We start from the raw sequence: 20,011 nt of genomic DNA on the forward strand, positions 1-20,011 counted from the left end.
AAAATGGCAAAGCTTAGCAATGAAGAATTAAAAAATATACTTGAAGATCGCATTAAAAAACTTGAGAATTCTACTTTAAAAGAGGATAAGGTTATCAATGAAGAAAGTGTAAAAATTCTTGCTAGACATTTATCTTTAGGCAATGAAATTCCAGCTCTTGCTCAAAGATTTTTTCAAATCGCACCTAAAACAAAGTTAGTATGGCTTCATCTTTGTGAATGTACAGGGTGTAGCGAGAGTTTGTTGCGTTCTGAGTTGCCAAGTTTTGATGAGCTTATTTTTGATTTTTTTTCTTTAGAATATCATGAAACTTTAATGGCGGCAAATGGCACTAAGGCTGAAGAGCTTTTAGAGTATGTTTTAGAAGAAGATTTTATTTTAGCGGTTGAAGGTGGTGTTGCAGCCATTGATACCTTTTTTCTTACTATAGGAGCGCAAGGAGAGAGTGGCTATGAAATTTTAGAAAAACTAGCCGCTAAAGCCAAGGCTATCTTTGCAGTGGGTACTTGTTCAAGTTATGGTGGTATTCAGGCTGCTTATCCAAATCCTAGTAACACTTGTGGTATTAGCGAAGTTTTAAGTCAGAAAGTAGTAAATATTCCAGGTTGTCCTCCAAGTGATGTAAATATCATTGCGACTTTAAGTTTTTTTGCTTTATTTGGAGTTTTACCTGAACTTGATGAACAAAATCGTCCTGTGTGGGCTTATGGTAAATGTTTGCATGATATGTGTGAAAGAAAGGCGAAATTTGAAAGTGGGATTTTTGCTGAACATTTTGACGATGAAGCTGCAAAGAATGGAGCTTGTTTATTTAAGATAGGTTGTAAAGGACCTTATACTTACAACAACTGTCCTAAAGTGAAATTTAATGCTAAAACTTCTTGGCCAGTGGCTGCAGGACATGGTTGTATAGCCTGTAGTGAGAAAAATTTTTGGGATGAGTTTGGGAATTATGAAAAACCTATGGCAAATATTTTTTCTTACGCTAAACTTTGCAATGAAGAGTTAAAACAAGAATTTTTTCCAGAAGAGCAAATTAAAATTTTAGAACAAATAGATTTTGAATTTGAAAGCAATATAAAACTTATTTTACAAAATATAGCTAAAAATAAATTAGGTGCTTCGCTTGTAGAAAATTATAAAAAATCCTTTGAGAAAAACTATGCTTTTATAGAACAAAATTTTGATGAAAATCCTATGCCTTCAAAAGATTTTTGGAAATATCTTGAGATGAGTTTTATTTTGGTTAAAGGCGCATTTTTAAAAGATAAGAATGATTTTTTAATTGCGGCAAAAAATTATGCTTTTAAACATGCAAGTCCTTATGATTTTAAGTTAAATATGAATGCTGAAAAACCAAAGCTTGATGTGAGTAAATCTTTTCGTATGACTTTAATCTATCTTTGCGGTGGGCTTGATTTTGAAGGTATTGCTTATAGTATTTTAAAAGCTTTTGAAGATAATATTACTAAAATTTCATCATTAAAAGCAAGTTAATTTAATAAAATTTTAGCAATATGAAGCCCTATAAAAGCTACTATATAAGCACTTATGCAGGTAAAAAGAAAGAGAAAGAGAGTGTATTTTAGCTTTCCACTTTCTTTTGAAAAAACTATAGTTGCTGCAAAGCAGGGATTATAAATCATTACAAATAAAATAAAAGCCACTGCACTTGGTATAGGTATATTTTTGGCAATAATTCCTTTTAAATCACTGCTTGTTTCATCCACTTCTTTTCCAAGAGAATAAAGTACTCCCATAGTTGAAATCATCACTTCTTTAGCGGCCAAACCACTGATTAAAGATATGCTTAATTTCCAATCTAACTCAAGGGGTTTAAAAATAGGTTCTATGCCTTTGCCAAATTGTCCTAAATAACTTTGTTCTATGGCTCTTTCTTGAGCGTTAAAATCATTTAAATTTTCTTCATTTTTTGGAAAATTGCTAGCAAACCATATGAGCAAAGAGGCTAAAAGTATGAAAGTTCCTGCTTTTTTAAGATACATTTTGGCTTTATTGTAAACCATAAACCAAACTAAATGCCAATTTGGCATACGATATTTTGGCATTTCCATAACAAAAGGTTCATCAAGTCCACGAAATGCTGTCATTCTTAAAAATTTTGCAGCACAAAGTCCCAAAATCGCACCTAAAATATAAATTCCAAAAAGATAATTTCCTGCTTTTTCACTTGGAAAAAAAGCACCGATAAAAAGCACATATACAGGAAGTCTTGCCCCGCAACTCATAAAATTGATCACAAAAAGAGTTAAAAGTCTATCTCTTTTGTTCTTAAGAGTGCGTGTAGCCATAAAAGCAGGTACCGAACAACCAAAACCAGTGATTAGCGGAATAAAACTTTTACCATGCAAACCAAATTTATGTAAAATCCCATCAAGTAAAAAAGCTATTCTTGACATATAGCCTGTGGTTTCTAAAAGAGCTATGCCTAAAAATAAGATTATTATATTAGGTAAAAAAAGTATCACAGCACCAACACCTGCGATAATCCCATCAGCTAAAGCTGAAGCGATGAAGGTATTAGAAATATTGTTTTTAACAAGTTCACCTAAGGCATTAAAGCCTGATTCTATATAATCCATAGGAATTTGCCCTAAGCTAAAGGTGAGTTGAAATAAAAGCCACATTAAAAATAAAAATATAGGTAAGCCAAAGAATTTATGGATAAGTAAGGCATCGATTTTTTTGGTTAAATTTCTTTCTTCTTTTTTGCGTGTGATAATTTTTTTTGAAAGTTCATTAATAAAATATAATAAATATTCTTTCTCTGGGCTTTTTTCACAAAGTGGAGTATAAAATTGAGATCTTGAAATAAATTTACTTTCAAATAAAATAATAATTTTTTGCAGCAAAAGTTCTAAATTTTCTTTTGTTTTTGCTGAAATTTCAACAACTTGACTTTGAAATTCTTGGCTTAAAACAGAAGTGTCAAGCTCTATACCTTCTTTTTTGGCTTCATCGCACATATTTAAAGCTAAAAGCATTTTTTTATTAAGGCTTAAAAGTTCTGCGCTAAGGATAAGATTGCGTTCTAAATTGGTAGCATCTAAAACATTAACAATAACATCATAGTCGTTTTGATTTAAAAAATGACGTGTGATTTTTTCTTCTTCGCTATATCCATCTAAAGAATAAGTTCCTGGCAAATCAATAATTTCAAATTCATAGTTTTTATAAAAAGTTTTTGCGCTTGCTTTTTCTATAGTAACTCCGCTAAAATTTCCTACTTTCATATTAGCTTTGCAAAGCACATTAATAAGAAGACTTTTGCCTACATTAGGCTGACCTACAAGGGCTATTTTGATTTTTTTCATATAAGATTCACTTCTATGGTTTTAGCTTCATCAGATCTTAGGATAACACAACTTGCATCAAGCTCTACCATTATGGTGGCATTTTTTAAAGAGGAGTGAATTTTTTTCAAGTTTTTATTTTTGATAAATCCAAAGCTTAAAAGTCTATTTTTGAGTTCTTTTTGAGCGCTTAAATTGACAATAATAGCCTTTTGTCCATCTTTTAAATTATCTAAAGTCATTGTAATTCCTAAATTAATAATAAATATTATAATAAAAAAGTGTAATGAAATTATCCTTCTTATAAAAAGAAGGATTAATATTTAAAAAGAAAAGTGGTTTAAATTTTCTAGATTGATGATTTGATCTAGAATTTTGTTAGCTTTAGCATTATCAAGGTAAATTTGTGCATTGGCTAAAAATTTAGCTTTTAATTCTTCAAAACTTAATGGATTATCAAAATTACCTTTATTTATAAAAACATCTTTTTGGATTGTGCGTCCATCTTGCAAACTGGCTTCTAAATGCCCTGGAAAATATTTTGGAAAGCCTTGAGATTTTCTTTTTTCGTAACTGATTTTTTTAGCAAATTCTAGTACTTCTTCACGCTTTAAATTTTCATAAGATTCAAGAGTGATTTTACCATCAAAGAATCCTAGAGCCATTAAAAAAGGCATGGAAAATTTAGCTTCGTAAGCACTATTTGGAGTGTATTTTGCTTCCAAAGGATCGCAGATAAAAGAAATAGGAACTTCATCTACAAAACAATGAATACTTTTAATTTCATCAGCTTTTAAACCATCATTTTTTAAAGCAATAGCACAATCAATAAGCCCATGAGCAAAATGACAACTTGGATAAGGCTTGATTGAAACTTGCATAGTTTGCCAAATTTCTCCTAAGGCTTTGTTAAGTTCTGTTTTATCGCATTCTTCTTCTATGCCAAAACATTTAAAGATATTATCCCTACCTTCAAAAATACTCAAAGGTCCACTCATATGGTTTTTAGCAAAATGAGCTACTATAATACCGTTTTTAATAGCATTGGCAATATGCAAAACTTTTGAATTAGATCCATTGGATAAAAACTCATTAATCCCACTTGCAAAACTTCCTGCAAGTCCTAAAGCATTGATGATTTGTTCTTTGTTAAGATCTAGCAAGATTGCACTTGCACTTACGCTTCCAAAAATTCCTGCAATAGCAGTGGTATGAAAACCACGCTTATGAAAAGTACCTTTGCTTGCAATGCCTACTCTAGCTGCAATTTCCCAGCCTACTATAAAAGCTTTGATGATTTTTTTCGCATCTTTGCTAACATGAAAACCATAACTTAAACAAAGTGGAGTTAAAATTGCACTTGCATGCAAAATCGCTTCTGTATGTGTATCGTCAAAATCTAACGCATGAGAAGCAATGCCATCTAGCATGGCTGCGTATATAGGATCTAATTTTTGATCATTTACCCAAATAAGAGTATTTTTTTCTGTGCTTAAATTTTCAAAAGCTTTAAAAGCATTTAAAACACATTCTTCTTTACTTGCTGCTATAGCTGTTCCAAGGCTATCAAGCATAAGTTCTTTAGCTCTTTGAACAACTGTATTAGGGATATTTTCATATTTAAGATTGAAAATAAAATCCGCTAAAATTTCACTATAGAACATGATTTTTCCTATTTTAAAATAGCACTATATTTGATTTTTTCCAAAAATTCATCTACAAGTTTTGGTGCATATCCTACATAGGTTGTTGCATCAAGCAAAGTATCGATTTCTTTTTCTTTCAATACCTTAGATACTCTTTTATCTGCAAGTAAAACTTCTTTAAAGGTTTTTTGTTTTTCGATACCTAGCATAGCATTTTCATAAACAATCTCATGGGCGTGTTGTTTTCCATAATGATCGCTTAATGCAAACATAACACGCTCTGCTAAAACAAAACCATTAAGAGTATTTAAATTTTTAAGCATTTTGTCTTTTTTTACTTCTAAATCACTAAGAGCAAATTTCATATTTGCTAAAACCACAGAAAGCATTAAAAACATTTCAGGTAAAAGCTTCCATTCCATTTTCCAAACTTGACCATCTCTTTCATGTTCATGTCTTTCAATATCACTTAAAATGGCTAAATTTGCTTTAAAGGCATTGCTTACTGTAACTGCATTTTCGCTTACTGCAGGATTTCTTTTGTGTGGCATAGTGCTTGATCCTACTTGTCCTTTGCCAAAAGGTTCAGCAACTTCATCGATTTCATTATGTGAAAGGATTAAAATTTCATGAGCGACTTTGTTAAAGGTTGCATTGATATTACCTAGTATAAAACCAAGTTCTATAAAGCGATCACGTGCAGGTTGCCAAGAAATATTAGGCACATCAAGTCCTAAATTTTCTAAAGTGAGTTTTTCTACTTCATTGCACTCATCACTTAAACTTGCTTTAGTTCCTACAGCACCTACTATACTGCCTACATAAAGTCTTTTTTCAAGTTCAAGTATTCTTTCAAAATGACGCTCAAGTTCGCTTAACCAAATAGCCACTTTATGTCCAAAAGTAATAGGCAAAGCCTGAAGTGCTAAAGTTCTTCCCATCATAGCAGTGTTTTTATGGGTTTTAGCTAGTTTCGCTAAGGCTTTTGCGATAGCTTTTAATTCGCTTTTTACAAGAGTCATTGCTTCTTTAAATTGTAAAACCAGTCCTGTATCGATGATATCTTGAGTGGTTACTCCAAAATGTACATATTCGCCTAAATTATTATCGCAAGCTTTTTCTAATCCTCTTACAGTAGGAACTAAAGGGTGTTTGGTTTTTTTAAATTCAGCAAAGATAAAGTCCATATCCATAAATTTATAATGAGCTTTTTTTGCGATCTCATCAGCTGCTTTTTTAGGGATAATTTTAAGTTTTGCTTGTGCTTTTGCTAAAGCTGCTTCAACATCGAGCCATTTTTGTATGCGGTTTTGTTCGCAAAAAATAGCACGCATTTCCTGCGTGCTCCATGAGTCTGCTAGTAATCTATGATCAAATACGCTAATTCCTGTCATCTTATCTCCTTATTTTTTAATACTATCAAAAGCTTGTGTTAAATCAGCAATTAAATCTTTAGTATCTTCAAGACCTATATGAAATCTTACAAATGGTCCTCTTGCACTTAGGTCTGTTGCAGTTCTAGGTGGAGTAGTTACGGTGGCTAAGCTTTCATATCCACCCCAGCTAGCACCAATTGAAAAGTATTCTAGTTTATCTACAAATTTAATAGCATCCTCTTTGTTATAACCTTCTGTAAATTCTATGGTAATCATACCATTTGCACCTTTATGATCACGCATGAAAATTTCATGATTTGGGTGGGATTTGAGTTTTGGATAGAAAATTGTTTTAATTTCTTTTCTACTTTGTAAAAACTCTACAATTTCATCAGCACTTTTTTCATGAGCTTTCATTCTCACATCTAGTGTTCTCATACCACGAAGTACTAAGTAAGCATCATCAGGACTTGTTGTAAAGCCTAAAGCTTCTGGAAGTTTGTCAAAATTTTTCCATTCTTTTTCGTTGATTACTACTATACCCATGGTTACATCAGAGTGTCCACTAAGATATTTTGTAGCAGCGATAACTGAAATATCCACTCCAAGTTCTAAAGGATTTAGAAAATATCCACTAGAATAAGTATTGTCAATAGCTACAGGGATATTATGCGCATGGGCAATTTTGCAAAGTTTTGGTAAATCTATGACTTCATAAAGTATAGAACCTGGACTTTCACATAAGATAAGCTTGGTATTAGGTTTGATTTTTTCTTCTACATCACTTGCATCAGCTTTTAAAAAATCAATTTCAACTCCCATTTTTTCTAAAAATAATTCGCAAATTGTTCTTACAGGCCCATAAATTGCATCGGTAATTAAAAAATGCGCATCTTTGCTTGCATAGTTTAAAAGTACCATAGCTAATGCTGCAAGTCCCGTTGGGAAAAGTTGTGCTCTATAGCCACCCTCTAGAGTGCAAATAAGTTTTTCAAGTTCAAAATTGGTTGTTGTTCCTCTAGCTCCATAACTTAAAACACGATCTGTTTTTCTTAATTCTCTGTATTTTTGCCAAGTTGCGTGATCTTTAAAAAGTATAGTTGATGCACGCATAAGTGTAGGATTGACTGATCTTACTTCAGCGCCTTGATCGCCTCTGCCACAATGAATAAGTTTAGTTTTTGAGTTCATTTTTTCTCCTTTTTAAAGATAGATATAAGTCATAATAACATTTACAATAGCCGCTACAAGCATAGGAATAGCTGTTCTTTTAACCACGGCAAAAGGACTTACTTTTGCAATAGCTGAAATAGCTAAGATTGCTGGTGCAATAGGACTAACACATCTTCCAAAGCCCGTCATGATTTGAATTGGTGCTATCATGGTGATAGTTTCAACTCCAAAGTGTTTTGCTATATTTGGGATAAGTGGAGCAAAGCTAAAAAATGCTGCATTTCCTGAACCCATTAAGAAAGCACAAACCGCAAGTAAGATTGAAACAGCGATAATAATAGCCAAAACTCCAAATCCTGCATTTTTGCAAAATTCTATTAAAGTATCTACAAAACCTACAGATAAAAGACCACTTGCAAATACTTGACCACAAACGATGAGTGAAACTGTGATAACAAATAAATGTCCCATTCCTTTAAAGAAAATCATCATAGAATTAAGAGTTTCTACTATACTTTTATAGCGTATCATTTCAAAAATAATAGCCACAAAAGTTGAAATCACCATTGCTACTGGAACATTCATTTAATGGCAGTACTAGCAGCTGCTGTAACTTCTTCAGCGCTACTTATTCCCATTAAAACCAAGATGCTATCAAGTACGGAACTAAATCCTAGGATTAAAACCAAAGGAATTATAGGTAAAATCGCATAAATTCTAGGAGGTTTTTTAAGTTCTTTTTCTTTACCTTCATTTTCATTTAGTTCTTTTTCAATTTCTTGTGCATTGAAGACAAAATTATCTTTTTTGTCAAAAAATTTATTGCAAAGATATATTGCAATACCTACAGCTATAATGATAGGCAAGGTTGTAGGGAGTTGATAATGAACAAAATAAATTGCAGGATCAACTTCAGCTACTTTTGATGCCATGATCACATTTCCACTTCCAGGTCCATGATCGATATATTGACAAATAGCAATCACGCTTAAGGCAGAAAGTTTTGAAACACCAGAGCGTACAAGTATAGGATACATAGTAACCATAAGTAAAAGTGCCAAGCCTGCGTGAGAAGGGATGAAAAGAACTAAAAATTGTACGATAAAATAAGCAACTATGAGTAAAACATAAGGAGATTTTACGGCTTTTAAAGGTTTTTCAAAAACTTTAAAAAGTGCATAAGAAGCCCCTACATGATCCATATAAGCAGAAAAACCTGCTATAGTCATAAGTGTAAGTCCAAGCCCTGCTAATGTACTTGACATGGTTTGATTGAAAACTTGAAAAATATCAAAAAAACCTAAATTTAAAGAACCTTTAGCGACAATGTGTGGAGAAAGTCCAAAAATAGCAGCTAAGGAAAGTAAAAGTAAACCACTTAAAAGCAATGCCATGTGAGCATTGATTTTTTTATAAAGCATAAAAACAAGCAAAAAAACACTAAATAAAGAAAAAACAATACCTAGCATGTTTTATCCTTTTTGAGCGATGATCTCTATCTCTACTTTAGCTTTTTTTGGTAGATCTTTTACTGCAAAAGCACTTCTTGCTGGATAAGGAGCTTTAAAAAATTCAGCATAAATTTCATTAAATGCTACAAAATCATTAATATCAGCTAAAAAGCAAGTGGTTTTAACCACTTTATCATAACTGATACCATTTTCTTCTAAGATAGCACCGATATTTTTCAAAGATTGTTTGGTTTGTTCTTTGATATCATGGCTTTCTATTTCGCCTGAATCAGGGTTGATAGGAAGTTGTCCTGATATAAATAAAAGTCCATTTACTTCTCTGTAAGCTGAGTATGGACCAATGGCCTTTGGATAGTTTGACATGAATTCTCCTTTGTTAAATATAGATTAAGCAGAATGCATTTTATCACTACAATAATAATTTGTCAATAGTTTATTATCATAATAATAAAATTTTATTTTTAAGAAATGTTTTAAAGTATAAAGAGTAGAATTTAATATTATATTAATTTTTTATTGAAGGCAGTTTTATGGATGAGGGACAAAAACAACAATTTATAAAGTTGACATATTTTTTAGGAGAAGTTTTAGGTGAGCAATATGAGATAGTTTTTCATGTAATTACTGAAGATGGGGCCTATATTGCAGCAATTGCTAACAATCACATTAGTGGAAGAAGTTTAGATTCTCCCTTGACTGCTTTTGCAAGTGAGCTTATGCAAAATAAAAAATATTTAGAAAAAGATTTTTTATGTGATTATAAGGCTCTTGTTGGAAAATCAAAATTAATTAGAGGATCTACTTTTTTTATTAAAAATCATGACAAATTAGTAGGTATTTTGTGTATCAATCATGATACTAGCATTATGAGAGATTTAATATGCAAGATGATTGATTTAGAAAAAATTGGAGATATGGGTGATATTTTAGGAAATATTAGTTTTTCTCAAAATGATTCAAGTATAGAAACATTAAGTCACTCGATAGAGGATATTTTAGTTCAAAGCGTAGATTCTAGTTATTTAAATTCTGATTATCAATTAAGCATTACTCAAAAAGAAGAAATTGCTGAAAAGCTATATGAAAAAGGTATTTTTAATATAAAAGGGGCGGTTCCTATCGTAGCAAAATTTTTAAAAATTTCAGAACCTAGTGTCTATAGGTATCTGAAGAAATTTAAAAAATAACTAAAATTTTTTGATAAATTTTAGTATTTTTAGGCTTATTTTCTTTAAAAAATTATTTTTAGATTTTTTGAGTAAAAATTCTGCCACATCTTTGCGTCCAAACATAATAGCAAAAGTATAAGGTGTCATTCCTAAACCATTGTTTTCATCAATATTTGCTCCATATTTAACTAAAAGTTCACACATAGGTAAGTATCCTTTAAAACAAACTCCTGCTAATGGGGTTTGTCCACGATCGTTTTTTTCATCTACTTTTGCACCTTTTTCTAAAAGCATTTTAGCGCTTTCATAAGAATTATTATAAGCTGCAAGCATAAGCAAGCTATCGCCTTTATGAGTTTTTAAATTTACATTTAAACCTGCTTCTATCATGATTTTAAGATTTTCACATTCATTATTTCTTGCAAAATTAAAAGCCATTTTGCAAAGCTCTTCAAATCTTTTTTCTTCTTCTAAACTAAGAGTTGTCATTGTTTTTCCTTAATTATTATAATCTTTAGTTTGCCACCAAAAGTGGCAAGTAAAAATTATTTTCCTAAAGCTTTTTTAATTCCTTTTGCATAATCAGGTGAAATTTTTTCAAAATGTTCTAAAGCTCTAGTGATAATTTTTTCATCAACTCCTTCCATAGAAGTGGCGATATTATGAAAAAGTTGAGTTTTTTGGTCATTATTCATAAGATTAAATAAAGCTCTTGGTTGAGTATAAAAGTCATTATCTAGTGGAGCATATCTTTGTGCTACGCCTTCTAAGACTAAATCAGGTTCAAGATAGCTTTTGTCTTCTTTTGGGCTGTTATCATAGCTATTTGGTTCATAATAAGCTGCATCATTTTTATAATTATCAAAATTCATAGCACCAGCGACATTGTAAGTATTCACTTCGCTTTTTGCACGATTTACTGGTAAAAGATGATAATTAGTTCCTATTCTATATCTTTGTGCATCAGGATATGAAAAAATTCTAGCTTGCAACATTTTATCAGGGCTAAAGCCAATTCCAGGAACGATATTGCTTGGACTAAAGGCAGCTTGTTCAACTTCATTGAAATAATTTTGAGGATTTTTGTTTAGAATCATTTCGCCTATATCCATCAAAGGTACAAGACTATGAGGCCAAATTTTTGTTAAATCAAAAGGATTAAATCCAAGTTTTTCTATGTCTTTTTCAGCAAGAATTTGAACTTGAACTTTCCATTTTGGAAAATCTTTATTTTCTATAGCATTATAGAGATCTCTTTGATGACTCTCTCTATCTTTTGCTATAAGCTCGGCAGCTTCTTGGTTGGTAAGATTTTTAATCCCTTGTTGGGTTTTAAAATGGAATTTTACCCAAAATCTTTCATTTTTATCATTAATAAAACTATAAGTATGGCTTCCAAATCCATGCATATGACGATAACTTGCAGGAATTCCTCTATCACTCATAAGAATGGTTACTTGATGTAAACTTTCAGGACATAAGCTCCAAAAATCCCAAGCAGCATTATTACTTCTTAGATGAGTTCTTGGATCTCTTTTTTGAGTATGAATGAAATCAGGAAATTTATACGCATCACGGATAAAAAAAGTTGGAGTATTATTTCCTACTAAATCCCAATTTCCTTCTTTGGTGTAAAATTTAATGGCAAATCCACGTACATCACGCTCAGCATCCGCTGCGCCTGCTTCACCTGCAACAGTAGAAAAACGTAGGAAAAGAGGAGTTATCTCTCCTTTTTGAAATATTTTTGCCTTAGTATAAGTAGATAAATCAGCAGTGATTTTTATTTCTCCATAAGCCCCACTTCCCTTGGCATGAACGGTTCTTTCTGGAATTCTTTCTCTATTTTGATGAGCAAGTTTTTCAAGCAAAAGATAATCTTGCATAAGCAAAGGTCCTTTTGCGCCTGCACTTAATGAATTTTGGTTATCGGCTATAATGTTTCCAAAATCGTTAGTTAATTTTTTCATTGTTTTCTCCTAAATAATAAATTTTATCAATTAGTAAATTATATCTATTAAAAATTAAAATTAACTGAATAATTGCATTTTATTGATAATAAATTTCAAAATAAATTTAGTTTTTTTATATTATAATAATAATTATCAAAATATATTTTAAAAATCACAAAGGGAGAATTTATGTCAGTTTTGGTTATTGGTGCAGATGAAATCACTCCTATTAGAGCTGTTTTACATGATTTAGGTGCTAAAAAAATAGAACACTGGGATGCGCGTAATGAAAATAGAGTTAACCGCAAGCCGATTCCTTGTGATACAGAATGTATAGTAATGTTAACAAGCTTTTTAAATCATAATACTATGAAAAAAATCAAAAATGAAGCTAAAAAGCGTAAAATTCCATTAGTTTGTGCAAAAAGAAGTGTAAGTTGTGTGTATTGTGAATATTGTAAAATTTTTAATCTTAATAAAGAATTTTCTTGCTATAAAGGTTAAAGATGTTATTTGGATTTGATGATAAGCGAGAATTTATACCGCAAATTTATCATTATTTAAACAATCAAGAGCTTATGTTGACTTTTTTAACTCAATATAATGCGAGCGTTGATAGCGATCTAAAAATTCCTCTTTTATATGCAAAAAATACCAAGAGTTTAAAAATGATATTTGAAAATTTTTTACATGACATAATGCATGTTTCATTTGGTAAGATTCAAAATATAAATATCAAGCTTAATGCATACGCTTTTTGCTTTCAAAAAAGAAAAAGCTTGATTTTTAATACTAAAATATCTAAGAATGTTGATTTTTTAAGACTTTTAAGAATTTATCTTTATGGCATTTGTTTTGATGCGCAAATTTTATTTAGCTCTTATGTTTATGATAAGGTTTCTTTTCAAAATAATGGAAAAAATATAGATCAAGATGGTGATCTTATTATAATAGATAAGAAATTTGCAATTTTACCACTTTGCAAAGAGATTAATACACATAATTTAAAAATTGAAAATGAAATTCATGGATTATTGAATTTAATAAAAGAAAACAATTTTGAAAAATTTTATATTGTTTGTCCGCGTAACAAAAATTTCACACATTTTATTGAAATAAAACATTTTTTGTGTGATTTAAACAAAACTATGTTAAAATTAGTTCCGTATAAAATATCAAATCAAATTATAAGGAGAAAATAATGTCAGTAGCAGTAATCTATGGTAGTGCTATGGGAAATACAGAAGGAGCGGCTAATACAATTGCTTCAAAACTTGGAATTAGCGATGTTTTTAATATCTCAGATATTGATGCAGCTAAAATGAATTCTTACGATAAATTAATTTGTGGAACTTCAACTTGGGGAAGTGGTGATTTACAAGATGATTGGGATGGTTTTGATTTTTCAGGGCTTAGTCTTAGTGGAAAAACTGTAGCTGTATTTGGTATGGGTGATAGTGAAAGTTATTCTGATACTTTTTGTGGTGGCATGGGTAAATTAGCTCAAAATTTAAAAGATGCAGGCGCAAATTTGGTAGGAGAAGTTTCAACTGATGGTTATACATTTGAAGCAAGTGATGCGGTTGTAGATGGTAAATTTGTTGGACTTGCTCTTGACAATGATAATCAAGAGGATCAAACTGAATCAAGAATTGATGCTTGGATAGAACAAATCAAACCTTATTTTGCTTAATAATTCTTAAAATCAAGAGTTTTTATACTCTTGATTGTCTTTTCTTAAAAATAAAAAAAACTCACTATTTGATTTATAATTTTATTTTCTAAAGATAATTGACAGCGTTCTTTATTTCCAAGATAAGCTGTTCTAGCAAGAAGACTTGTTTTTTGAGAATTGTGATTTTTAGAGTTGATTTGTAAATTAACTTGCATAGTATAGTAGTTTTCTACCATCCATTCTCCATCACTTTCCAAAGGATCAAAATCATAAAAAAATCTTGCTGAAGTTGTGATTTTTTGGGCATAAGAATGCTTTTTCATATCTATAAGATTGATTAAAATTTCATAATCTGCATTCTCTTTTACTTCTTTTAAGCCTAAATTTTTAAGTTTTAAAGCCAAATCTCTATCCAAAGTAGTTCGAAGTTGACTAGGATTTTGAAAGGAAATTTTAAAACTTTGTTGTTTTTGTGATCTGATAAAAATGCCTTCATTACTTGTTTGAATAAAGCTTTGTATGAAAGTTGCATTGGTGCAAGCACTCATAAAGAGTGCTATAAAAAAGCTTAAAATTAAAGCAAATTTAGACATTAGGTTTATTTAATAATAGTTGGAGTAGCGCTAAGACCTAATGAGCGATATTTTTCATATAAGGAAAAAACTTCTTTTAATTCTACATCACTTACTTTTGGATAATTTTTGATATTTGCATCATAGTATTTGTTTAAAATTGCGATTTTTTCTTTATCATTTTTTGCTTTTTTTGCTTCCTTGTAGATTAGAGCGGATTTTTCAAAAGCAGATTTTCCATGTACTGGAGTTAAGATATAATTAACTTGATAGTTTTTAAGTTCATCATCAATTTGAGCTAAATGTTCTCTACAATAAGGGCATTCAGGATCTGAAAAAACATAAATTGCAGGTTTATTTTTATCTCCCAAAGCTATTACCATGGTTTCTTTTTGTGCTACAGCTTTAGCATTTTTTGTAAAATTTTCTCTTGCTTCTTGAAATTTTTTCATTTCATATTCTTGAGCATAAGAAATTCCCGTTTTCAAGTCGATAAGATCAGGGGTAATAAGACTATCTTTTGTAAAAAGAATGTTTTCTTGTTTTTGTCCATTTAATTCAACGCTTACAATAACACTTTCAAAACCCGTATTAGCAACCTTTTGACGATTTGATACACTAACGGTAGCATTTGGAAATTGTGCTTTAATGCTTTTTGAATAAAAATCACTAATTTCTGAATTACTTGCAGCAAACAAAGATGCTGAACAGGCAAGAATTAAACTTAATTTTTTCATAGTTTATAAATCCTTTAAATAAATTATGTTTAATTCTATAATGATTTTCTAAATGTTTGTTAAAAATCTTTTTTCAGCTTCTTTGCTTACTTGAGGAAATTTGTCTAAGTATTCTAAATAAGCAATAGCATATTTTCTTGAAAGATTAAAATATTCTTTCATACTTTGCACATCAAGACTTTGATTTTTTAATAAATTTAAACATTCTTGCATAAGTTTTTCAAGAGCTTGTTTTTCTATAAAAAGATTGTGTGAAAGTCTTACAACTAAGCCTTTTTGGGTAAGTTTTTTGAGTATATTATCTCCGCTTTTTCTATCAAGTTCTAAAAAATCATAAAGATTATAAGGAGCTTCGGGTTTAATACCTTGTTTTTTTAAAATTTCATACATTTGGTTATTGTTTTTTTCTTGAAGTTTTTCAAAATCTATGCCTTTTTTAAAATAAATTCCATTTTGAAAATCCAATAAATTTGACATCTCTTTAAGCCCGAGTTCGCAAAAATTTTCACTTGCCCAAGTAATCCTTAAAGCTAAAGAATGTGCTGAAAGCATGGCATAAGGATTTTTTTCAAGTATGAATTTGATGAAATTTTTAATTTCTTCTAGACTTTGTAAATGATATACATTAAGATTTTTTTCATCAACAAATACTTGATTTAATTCTTTTGCTAATTTCAATGCTTTTTGATGAGAAAGTTTAAATCTCTGATAACTTGAAAGCAAGCCAAAGCCGTATTTGTGTGCGTCTTTTAAGAAAGAAAAAGCCGCTTTAAAATCTTTATTTTTCAAAAACATTAAAAATTTATTTTTTTGTTCTTTTTTTAAAGGTTCGCTTAAAGGATTTAAAACCTTACCACCGCCTATAACACGATTGTTTTGTAATAAAATAAAAGCCTCATCAAAACTTAAAAATACATTTTTATCAAAACTAAAATGTACAAAAAATTCATCATTTTCTAGTTTTTTTAATATATTTATTTTGCATTCTATTTGTCTTGAACCCACGCAAAAAATCATTTTGCTATTTTGTAAATTTTTTGCTTTAACTAAAGCATCGCATTCTTTAAAGGCTTTAAAATAACCTTTTTTACTTAGTAAATAACCTTTTTTTAACTCTTTATAATCACAATTTAAACTTAAAGCCACACGGTTACAAGCTTTGATTTGCTCTAAATTAGTATCGTGGTTTTGTATATTTTTAACAATGAGTTCTTTTTGAGTGTCTAAACAGATGATTTTTTCATTTAAAGTGATACTTCCTTCATTCAGGCTACCTGTAACGACAGTTCCTATGCCTTTTAGAGAAAAAACTCTATCGATATAATAATGAAAAATCAGTTCTTCATCATTTTCTTTGTTTTCTATGGTATAAAGATAATTTTTTAATTCTTCTATGCCTTGATTATTTTTTATACTGGTGTGAAATACTTTTAAAATGGGATAATCTAAATTTTTTAACTCTTCTAAAATTTCTACACTTTTTTGCTCCATGTTTTCACAAAGATCACATTTGCTAAGTACTAAAATGATATTTTTAATATCAAGAATTTTTAAAATTTCTAAATGTTCTAAACTTTGTTCTTTTAAACCCTCGTTAATATCTACGACAAATAAACAAACACTAAAGCCAAAAGCTCCACTTACCATAGTTTTAACCAAATCTTTATGTCCTGGAACATCGATAAAAGAAATGTTTTTATCTTTTAATTTAAGATTTGAAAAACTTAAATTAATGGTGATTTGTCTTTCTTGTTCTTCTTTTAAACTATCGCCTTCAAAACCATTTAAAGCTTTAATGAGTGAAGTTTTTCCATGATCAATATGTCCCGCGGTTCCTATAATAACAGATTTCATAAGTTTTCCATTTGATTGATTGTAAGAATAAGTTTTTGAAGTTCATTTTCTCGTATAGTTCTAAAATCAAGAACAAATTCATCATTTTCAATGCGTCCTATGATATTTTCTTTTCTAAATCGAGTTTGTAGTTTTAAAGCATCTCCTTGAAAAGTTAGTATATAAGTATCTAAACTTTTATCAGGCATAGAACCTCCTCCTACTAAACTTTTGCTTTTTTTGAGTCGGGTTTGAAATTTTAATTCTTTTTGCACTCTTAAAGCTTTTTCTTCTATAAAGGATAAGTCATCATTTAAAAGTTTTAAGGTAATAATTTTTTCATAATCTTTTTGTAAATAAGCTTTTAAGCTTTCATTTAAAAAAGATAGGGTTAATTTATCCACTCTTAGCATTCTTAAAAGTTGATTTTGTTTAAGTTTTTCTATGAGTTCTTTTTTTCCAAGTATAATGCCTGCTTGCACGCTACCAAAAAGTTTATCTCCGCTAAAACTCAAAATATCACATTCTTGTACGAGTTTTCTGATTTTAGGTTCATTCTTAATCAGCTTTTCATTTAAATTTTCACACCAGCCAGAACCTAGATCATAATAACTCAAAAGCCCTTTTTCTTTTGCTAGTTCATGTAGATCTTTTATATTTACTTCACTATGAAAACCCATAAGAGCGAAATTAGACTTGTGGGTTTTTAAAATTAGAGCGGTATTTTCACTGATAGCTTGTTTATAGTCTTTTAAGTGTGTTTTGTTGCTAGTTCCAACTTCGCAAAGCTTTACACCTGCAGCTTTTATCACTTCAGGCACACGAAAACTTCCGCCAATTTCTATAAGTTCTCCTCTTGAGCTTATGACTTCCTTATCATAACAAAGAGAATTAAGTACTAAAAAAACTGCCGCAGCGTTGTTATTGACTACTAAAGCATCTTCGCATTCAAAAAGCATTTTAAGTTTTTCTAGCACCAAAGCATAGCGAGAGCCTCTTTTTCCATTTTCTAAATCAAACTCTACATTAGAATAATTACAAATGATATCTTTACACGCTTCATAAAGTTCTTCATGGATTACACTTCTGCCAAGGTTTGTGTGTATAACCACTCCGCTTGCATTAATTACACTTTGCAAATCTTTGCGGTAAAAAGTTTTGATTTCTTTTTTGATTTCTAAAAGTAATTTATCTTTAGAAATTTCATCTTGGGAAAAATTTTCTTTTAGTTTTGCGACAACTTTTTTACAAAAAAATGCTTTGATATAAAAAGGATAGGATTTTAAACTCTCATCTTCAATAAGAGTGTTAATTTGTGGAAAAGTTCTAAATTTGTTCATCTTAAGCCTTAAGAAAATATTTGGTTATTTTAACATAGAATTTATAAAATGATGTTTTAAAGAGATTAAGGAAGACAATGCAAGATTTTGTTTATATAAAAAATGATGTTTTAATCCCTTTGCCTGATGCTATTGAAATTTTAGATCAGGCAAATGATAAAGAAGCATTAATTTGTAATGATAAAAATCAAAAAGCACAAATTTATGCCCCTGAGATTAATTTTTATCTTAAAAATTCTCAAGATGAAATTTTAGAGCAAAGTAAAAATGTTTTAACGCTTTATGAAGCAAGAGCTAGTGTTTATGATTTAGGGCTTGATTTAGAACAAAGCAAAGAAGTGCAAAATCGTTTGATTTTAGTAGATAGCGATACTCAAACCGTAGAGTTTTTAAAAGAACATGGATTTAAGGTTATTGCTTTAAGCAGTGCAGAAATTTTAGCTGTTTTTGGAAGCGTAGGGGAGCTTTGTGCTGTGGTTAAAAATCAAGGCGAAGAAGTGGAAATAGATTTTGATTTTTTACTTTTTAAAGCTGAAGATTTAAGCGTTGTGCGTAAAGATTTTACAAGACAAAGTGGATGTTATAATCTTTTAAATTTTGAAAATCTTGAAGTATTGCTTGAGTTTTTGCAAAGCAAAAGTCCAAAATATCATTATAAAACTTATATTAGCTATAATGCTAGCGTGTGTCAATACCACGAAAGACGCAGTGAGCATTGTGCAAAATGTGCTGAAATTTGTCCTACTGTGGCGATTTTAAAAGATGATGAAAAAAAGCATTTAGAATTTTCTCAAGTGGATTGTTTGGGTTGTGGAGGATGTATTAGTGTGTGTCCTAGTGGATCACTTGATTATGCTCCTATGCCAAGAGAAAGTTTTTTTACCCTTTGTGAGTTTTATAAAGATAAAAAAATTTTAATCATTCCTAAAAAAATGTCTTTAGAAAATTTAAATCTTGCTTTACCAAAAGATGTTTTACCCTTTATGATAGAGGGTGAAAAATGGCTTTCTTCTATGCATTTTTTAACGCTTTTGCAAAATAGTGGAGCAAATTTAGTTTTTTATACGGATTTTGTATCTCGTGGTAGCAATGAAGCCATTACGCTTTTAAATACTTTTTTTGAGAGAAAATTTCAAAAAAAAGCTATTTTTGTTGCTAAAGATGAAAAAGAATTGCAAAATGTTTTAAAAGAGCAAGAATTTATACAAGATTTAAAATATGATTTTCATAACAACACCTTAACTACAAGAGAAAATTTTGCCAAAAGAATGCAAGAAATGATAAAAAATGAAGATTTTGGCAGTATAGAAAGTGGCGAATGGTTGCGTTATGGTAAGGTAGAAATCAATCCTAACACCTGTACGCTTTGTCTTTCTTGTGTGGGTGCCTGTAATGTAGGAGCTTTAATCGCTGATAAACAAGAAAATGCTTTGAAATTTAATGCCTCTCTTTGTACGACTTGTGGGTATTGTGAGTTAAGTTGTGCTGAAAAAGATACTTTAAAATTACTTCGTAGTGGAATGGAGTTTAGAGCTTCTTATTTTGAATATCAAACCATGGCAAAAGATGAACTTTTTGCCTGTATAGAATGTGGTAAAGAATTTGCCACAAAAAAAGCTGTAGAAAAAATAGCCAATTTAATGAAACCTAAATTTGGTAATGATGAAAATAAAATCAAAACGCTTTATTGCTGTGCAGATTGCAAGGCAAAAGTGATGATAAAAGCAATGGGTTTTGCGAGGCAAAATTAGA

At 30.2% G+C, this 20,011-nt stretch carries 18 protein-coding genes and 1 pseudogene; 6 read left to right on the plus strand and 13 right to left on the minus strand.

The features are described 5' to 3' along the window. The first annotated feature begins 3 nt into the window (after positions 1 to 3). Positions 4 to 1,497, plus strand: a complete 1,494-nt coding sequence (locus tag ELQ06_RS07315) for a hydrogenase small subunit (protein WP_052794213.1) — start codon at positions 4 to 6, stop codon at positions 1,495 to 1,497. Here ELQ06_RS07315 and feoB read toward each other — a convergent pair. The 7 genes and pseudogenes from feoB to ELQ06_RS07350 form a co-directional block, all read right to left on the minus strand. Continuing rightward, positions 1,494 to 3,335, minus strand: coding sequence for a ferrous iron transport protein B (feoB, locus tag ELQ06_RS07320; RefSeq protein WP_052794214.1), 1,842 nt, complete (start codon positions 3,333 to 3,335; stop codon positions 1,494 to 1,496). The two genes, ELQ06_RS07315 and feoB, sit on opposite strands and share 4 nt — an antisense overlap. Continuing rightward, positions 3,332 to 3,556 carry a ferrous iron transport protein A gene (locus tag ELQ06_RS07325; protein ID WP_002859677.1) on the minus strand — a complete coding sequence of 75 codons (225 nt, stop codon included), beginning with the start codon at positions 3,554 to 3,556 and terminating at the stop codon, positions 3,332 to 3,334. Before ELQ06_RS07325 ends, feoB begins: the two co-directional genes overlap by 4 nt. Positions 3,557 to 3,637: 81 nt before the next feature. Next, entirely contained in the window at positions 3,638 to 4,978 is a 1,341-nt protein-coding gene (locus ELQ06_RS07330) for an MmgE/PrpD family protein (RefSeq protein ID WP_052823891.1), read from the minus strand. 8 nt (positions 4,979 to 4,986) lie between these two features. Then, positions 4,987 to 6,354, minus strand: a complete 1,368-nt coding sequence (purB, locus tag ELQ06_RS07335; protein ID WP_134237498.1) for an adenylosuccinate lyase — start codon at positions 6,352 to 6,354, stop codon at positions 4,987 to 4,989. Positions 6,355 to 6,363: 9 nt separating this feature from the next. Then, positions 6,364 to 7,527 (minus strand): PLP-dependent aspartate aminotransferase family protein, encoded by a 1,164-nt coding sequence (locus tag ELQ06_RS07340; RefSeq protein ID WP_052823889.1) that lies wholly within the window; start codon positions 7,525 to 7,527, stop codon positions 6,364 to 6,366. 12 nt (positions 7,528 to 7,539) lie between these two features. Beyond that, positions 7,540 to 8,978 (minus strand): annotated as a pseudogene (dcuC, locus tag ELQ06_RS07345) (C4-dicarboxylate transporter DcuC). 3 nt (positions 8,979 to 8,981) lie between these two features. Then, positions 8,982 to 9,344: a RidA family protein gene (locus tag ELQ06_RS07350; protein ID WP_002860397.1), complete on the minus strand. Its 363-nt coding sequence runs from the start codon at positions 9,342 to 9,344 to the stop codon at positions 8,982 to 8,984. 167 nt (positions 9,345 to 9,511) lie between these two features. Here ELQ06_RS07350 and ELQ06_RS07355 point away from each other — a divergent pair, with 167 nt between their 5' ends. Continuing rightward, a complete protein-coding gene (locus tag ELQ06_RS07355; RefSeq protein ID WP_002859670.1) occupies positions 9,512 to 10,168 on the plus strand; it encodes a transcriptional regulator in 657 nt (218 codons plus the stop codon). Here ELQ06_RS07355 and ELQ06_RS07360 read toward each other — a convergent pair whose 3' ends face one another. Both ELQ06_RS07360 and ELQ06_RS07365 read right to left on the minus strand, forming a co-directional pair. Next, entirely contained in the window at positions 10,169 to 10,639 is a 471-nt protein-coding gene (locus tag ELQ06_RS07360) for a Cj1386 family hemin-binding protein (protein ID WP_002858381.1), read from the minus strand. It abuts the gene before it with no gap. Positions 10,640 to 10,695: 56 nt separating this feature from the next. Next, positions 10,696 to 12,120: a catalase gene (locus ELQ06_RS07365; RefSeq protein ID WP_134237499.1), complete on the minus strand. Its 1,425-nt coding sequence runs from the start codon at positions 12,118 to 12,120 to the stop codon at positions 10,696 to 10,698. Between the two features lie 171 nt (positions 12,121 to 12,291). Here ELQ06_RS07365 and ELQ06_RS07370 point away from each other — a divergent pair, with 171 nt between their 5' ends. The 3 genes from ELQ06_RS07370 to fldA are packed head-to-tail and all read left to right on the plus strand — an operon-like array spanning position 12,292 to position 13,795. Continuing rightward, complete coding sequence (locus ELQ06_RS07370) at positions 12,292 to 12,606, plus strand: DUF2325 domain-containing protein (RefSeq protein WP_002855637.1); 315 nt, start codon at positions 12,292 to 12,294, stop codon at positions 12,604 to 12,606. A gap of 2 nt (positions 12,607 to 12,608) precedes the next feature. Next, entirely contained in the window at positions 12,609 to 13,304 is a 696-nt protein-coding gene (locus ELQ06_RS07375; protein ID WP_052823887.1) for a hypothetical protein, read from the plus strand. After that, positions 13,304 to 13,795, plus strand: a complete 492-nt coding sequence (gene fldA, locus ELQ06_RS07380) for a flavodoxin FldA (protein WP_052823886.1) — start codon at positions 13,304 to 13,306, stop codon at positions 13,793 to 13,795. The genes ELQ06_RS07375 and fldA overlap by 1 nt, the downstream gene beginning before the upstream one ends. A 44-nt stretch (positions 13,796 to 13,839) precedes the next feature. Here the strand turns inward: fldA and ELQ06_RS07385 are convergent, their stop codons facing one another. Genes ELQ06_RS07385 through selA form a run of 4 tightly spaced genes read right to left on the minus strand, consistent with a single transcriptional unit; the run spans position 13,840 to position 18,259 of the window. After that, positions 13,840 to 14,370, minus strand: coding sequence for a hypothetical protein (locus tag ELQ06_RS07385; RefSeq protein ID WP_052794223.1), 531 nt, complete (start codon positions 14,368 to 14,370; stop codon positions 13,840 to 13,842). 5 nt (positions 14,371 to 14,375) lie between these two features. Then, complete coding sequence (locus tag ELQ06_RS07390) at positions 14,376 to 15,086, minus strand: DsbA family protein (protein ID WP_052823885.1); 711 nt, start codon at positions 15,084 to 15,086, stop codon at positions 14,376 to 14,378. Positions 15,087 to 15,134: 48 nt separating this feature from the next. Further along, on the minus strand, positions 15,135 to 16,940 hold the full coding sequence (gene selB, locus ELQ06_RS07395) for a selenocysteine-specific translation elongation factor (protein WP_052823884.1): 1,806 nt from the start codon (positions 16,938 to 16,940) through the stop codon (positions 15,135 to 15,137). Further along, on the minus strand, positions 16,937 to 18,259 hold the full coding sequence (gene selA / locus ELQ06_RS07400) for an L-seryl-tRNA(Sec) selenium transferase (protein ID WP_052823883.1): 1,323 nt from the start codon (positions 18,257 to 18,259) through the stop codon (positions 16,937 to 16,939). Before selA ends, selB begins: the two co-directional genes overlap by 4 nt. Positions 18,260 to 18,336: 77 nt before the next feature. On the opposite strand from selA, the gene ELQ06_RS07405 reads away from it, so the two are divergent. Further along, entirely contained in the window at positions 18,337 to 20,010 is a 1,674-nt protein-coding gene (locus ELQ06_RS07405) for a 4Fe-4S dicluster domain-containing protein (RefSeq protein WP_052794227.1), read from the plus strand. The last annotated feature ends 1 nt before the right edge of the window (position 20,011 follow it).

It is taken from the genome of Campylobacter sp. CH246 (assembly GCF_004378835.1).
In the GTDB taxonomy this organism is placed as follows: Bacteria; Campylobacterota; Campylobacteria; order Campylobacterales; family Campylobacteraceae; genus Campylobacter_D; species Campylobacter_D jejuni.